Annotated in this window: 4 protein-coding genes and 2 pseudogenes; all 6 read left to right on the forward strand. The window is 33.6% G+C overall.

The window, feature by feature from the left end; translation table 11 throughout:
* The first annotated feature begins 222 nt into the window (after positions 1-222).
* Positions 223-416: pseudogene (locus U9R42_05905) on the forward strand (hypothetical protein).
* 66 nt (positions 417-482) lie between these two features.
* Positions 483-1,094, forward strand: a complete 612-nt coding sequence (locus U9R42_05910) for a DUF6088 family protein (GenBank protein ID MEA3495555.1) — start codon at positions 483-485, stop codon at positions 1,092-1,094.
* Between the two features lie 7 nt (positions 1,095-1,101).
* The gene (locus U9R42_05915) at positions 1,102-2,136 is read left to right on the forward strand and encodes a nucleotidyl transferase AbiEii/AbiGii toxin family protein (protein ID MEA3495556.1); all 1,035 of its coding nucleotides are present in this window, start codon (positions 1,102-1,104) and stop codon (positions 2,134-2,136) included.
* A gap of 10 nt (positions 2,137-2,146) precedes the next feature.
* Positions 2,147-2,629: pseudogene (locus U9R42_05920) on the forward strand (hypothetical protein).
* Positions 2,630-2,840: 211 nt separating this feature from the next.
* On the forward strand, positions 2,841-3,050 hold the full coding sequence (locus U9R42_05925) for a type II toxin-antitoxin system prevent-host-death family antitoxin (protein MEA3495557.1): 210 nt from the start codon (positions 2,841-2,843) through the stop codon (positions 3,048-3,050).
* A complete protein-coding gene (locus U9R42_05930) occupies positions 3,050-3,424 on the forward strand; it encodes a type II toxin-antitoxin system VapC family toxin (protein MEA3495558.1) in 375 nt (124 codons plus the stop codon). Before U9R42_05925 ends, U9R42_05930 begins: the two co-directional genes overlap by 1 nt.
* Positions 3,425-3,485: the final 61 nt, after the last annotated feature.

A 3,485-nucleotide genomic window follows, 5' to 3' on the forward strand; every position in this document is an offset into this window, starting at 1 on the left:
AGGAAAACGAAATAACGATGAAATTAATAGAATTGAAGAATAAACAACGAAACGCCAATCGAGTAGGCGGCTGACGGAGTAATCTCCGCCAGTATTCCTTCGTTAAAACTACGGCTAACAAAGTGCAGCTCTCACAATTTATCCCGCCCCTTTTGGTCGGAACATAAACCAAGCGGGTCTTACCTAAAGTATTCGGCACAGGCTGTACTTGGCGGTTCATTAGATAAAATATACAAGCAACTTAAAGAAATTGAAAGCTTCAAGCAAAAAATAGATGAATTATTGGCAGAAGGCTACAACCCTGTATTAGATGATGGCGTGGGTAAAAACAAGCACCGCTACAAAAGAAAAAGATGATCGCCTACGAGGTGCTAAATAAAGGGCAATTAAAGAAATATTTTAATGCAGATTGGTAAAGAAAAATACTGAGTATATGTCGTAAATATATGCTATATTTGCGACAAATTACAATTACATAAATAATGAAAAGTATTGAATTACATATAATTGAAAAAATTAAAAAAGCGAAGGGGGGCTCGCTATTTTTTGTTGATGATTTCTTGCGTTTTGGTAATTCAAAAGCCATAAGTAAAGCATTAGAGCGATTGGTTAAAAAAGGAAATATATCTCGGGTAGCCAGAGGAATATATTCCCGTTTAGAAAAAGACCCTTTACTTGGTCCGGTTAAGCCTAGTACCGAAGCTGTGGCCAAGGCTATAGCAAAACGTGATAAGGCACGAATAATCCCCACCGGAACTCTGGCTTTAAATGCCTTGGGCTTATCTACTCAGTTACCCATGAATATTATTTATCTAACCGATGGTGCAGCAAGAAAGATTACGCTTGGCAAACGAAAAATTATATTCAAAAAAACAGTGCCAAAGAACCTTTCTGCTATAGGGAAAATTAGCAGCTTGGTAATTCATGCTCTCAAAGAAATAGGGAAAGATAAGGTAAAGGAGGAGGAGGTGGAGATTATTTTAGAACAACTAAAAAAGGAAGATCCGTATAGGTTGGAACATGATATTCGATTAGCCCCAGAGTGGATTCGAGTTATTATGCGTCAGGCTATGGCAATAAACAGTTTAAAATGATTATCTAATGCATAAATGGTATAAGGTAGCTAAGGAGACAAAAGTAAATGCTTATAATCAAATAGCAGAATCAACTGGTATGTCACCGTTTGCCGTTGAAAAAGATTGGTGGGTAGTACAAGCCTTATCCATTATTTTTGAACTTGAAATTGGTAAAGCATTAGTTTTTAAAGGAGGAACTTCACTAAGTAAAGTCTGGGGTTTAATTAGCAGGTTTTCCGAAGATATTGATTTGGCAGTAGATCGTTCTTTTTTTGGCTATGAGGGGGAGCTCTCAAAGAGTCAGAGAACCAAATTAAGGAAAGACAGTAGCGAATACATCACTGAATCATTATTCCCTGAATTGCAAGAAGTATTCAAGCAAAAAGAATTAGATGATATTGAATTTAAATTAGTGGAGGCAGTATCTAGTGATCAAGATCCTCGTATTATTGAAATCTACTATCCCCATGTAATAGAGGCACCAGGGTATTTAGCGCCACGGGTTCAATTGGAAATAGGAAGCAGGTCCTTAATAGAGCCTTTTAGCGTTCAGAAAATAAAGTCTTTAGTTGATGAGCATTTTTCATCAAAAGAATTTGCACAAAAAAAGGTAAGTATACCAACTGTTATTCCTGAAAGAACATTTTTGAAAAAAATATTCCTTTTACACGAAGAGTTTCATCGCCCTCCAGAAAAAATTAGAGTGGATCGTTTAAGCCGACATTTATATGATGTCTACCAAATATCACAAACTAAGATTGCTGATAGTGCTATAAATGATCAAAAACTATATGAAACTATTGTTAAGCATAGACATCGCTATACCAAAGTGGGAGGAGTCGATTATAATCTACATCAACCACAAACGATTAACCCAATACCTCTTGAAGAATTCAAAAAGTCATGGAAGAAGGATTATCAAACCATGCAAGAACAAATGATATATGGTGATTCCCCATCCTTTGAGGAAATGATTGCTGGTATTCAATCATTGGTTGAGAAAATAAATAAATTGGAATGGGTAATGGATAATAAGTTCCCCATTCCAAATAACGATTAATGCAAATAAAATGATAGACAACTGGTTTAAAAAAGATATAGATAAAATTTTAGGCACTCATTCCATTGCTGTATTTGTGGATGAATCTACGGAGGCTTCTTTTTTATTGGAGAAGTTAGAAAATGAAACTACCATTTATAAAGTGGCAAATGAAGTAGAAGAACTGAAAGCCAAATACGAGATAGAAAAAACAAGAGATAATGGAGATAAGTTTATAATCTACACGACTACACCGAAAAACAACTTGAAATTTGTACGTGAATACTGCGAAACGAACGATTGTGTAGAAATTAAATATTTGGATCATTACATCAAGAAAAAAGTAAGTCAGCACCTAAACTTAAATATCAACCTGCCCAAAGAAGAATTGATTTCAGTAGCAAAGGTAGGTGTGGGTAAAGATCAAACTTATTGGATGGATTTAAGCCATAAAGGAACATCTGAAATTTTTGATTTAAAGAAAGAGCTACTCCCCTTCTTGGATAATCCCAAAGCTTTTGTCAAGAAATTCTAGCAAAAATAAACCTAAAAAAAGCAAATTATTTTTGAGCAAAGCAGAAATGTCCTTATATTTGACAAAAATTTAATCGGTGGTTAGGGTTATTAGTCAGACTGTTGTTAGCACACAGGCAAGAAAAAAGAAATACTACTAAACAAAAATTAATTGTATCTTTGTAAATAGTTAATTATAAAATGAATGAATCATGAATGCTGATACTGTAAAAATTGAACTTATTGATTGGATTGCTACTTTAAGTGACGAATATTCAATTAGCAAAATATTATCATTGAAAAAAGAATTAAGTGCGACTTCCAAGACAAAGGCTAAAATTTTTGGTTCAGGAAAACATCTTTTTGAATTTATTTCTGATGACTTTAATGAACCAGTTGCTGATTTTAATGAATATCAATAATGAATTATTTAATTGACACGCATATTCTCCTCTGGTACATTGTAGGTGATAAAAGAATTAAGAAAGACACGAAAACAATAATTGAAGAAAAGAGTAATACAATTTACATCAGCAATGCTAGTCTTTGGGAAATTGCAATAAAAGTAAGCATCGGAAAACTTAAACTAAAAGGTAGTTTAATAGACTTAAAAATCTTTCTCAAAGAAAATGGTTTTATCATCCTTGAATTTGACTTTGAAGATTTAGAAACTTTACTTACACTTCCTTTTCATCACCAAGATCCATTTGACAGAATGATAATTTCTCAAGTTCAAACAAAATCTTTAGAAATTATCACAAATGACGGAATCATCAATAAGTATTTCGCAAATTAACTACGTGTGCTAATCCAGTAGGCGGCTGATATTCCTTCGTTAAAACTACGGCTAACAAAGT

Source organism: Bacteroidota bacterium (assembly GCA_034723125.1).
In the GTDB taxonomy this organism is placed as follows: Bacteria; Bacteroidota; Bacteroidia; order CAILMK01; family JAAYUY01; genus JAYEOP01.

Coding starts and splice junctions, on each gene's coding strand:
- U9R42_05910 (MEA3495555.1), top strand. CDS start 483: ATGAAAAGTATTGAATTACATATAATTGAAAAAATTAAAAAAGCGAAG.
- U9R42_05915 (MEA3495556.1), top strand. CDS start 1,102: ATGCATAAATGGTATAAGGTAGCTAAGGAGACAAAAGTAAATGCTTAT.
- U9R42_05925 (MEA3495557.1), top strand. CDS start 2,841: ATGAATGCTGATACTGTAAAAATTGAACTTATTGATTGGATTGCTACT.
- U9R42_05930 (MEA3495558.1), top strand. CDS start 3,050: ATGAATTATTTAATTGACACGCATATTCTCCTCTGGTACATTGTAGGT.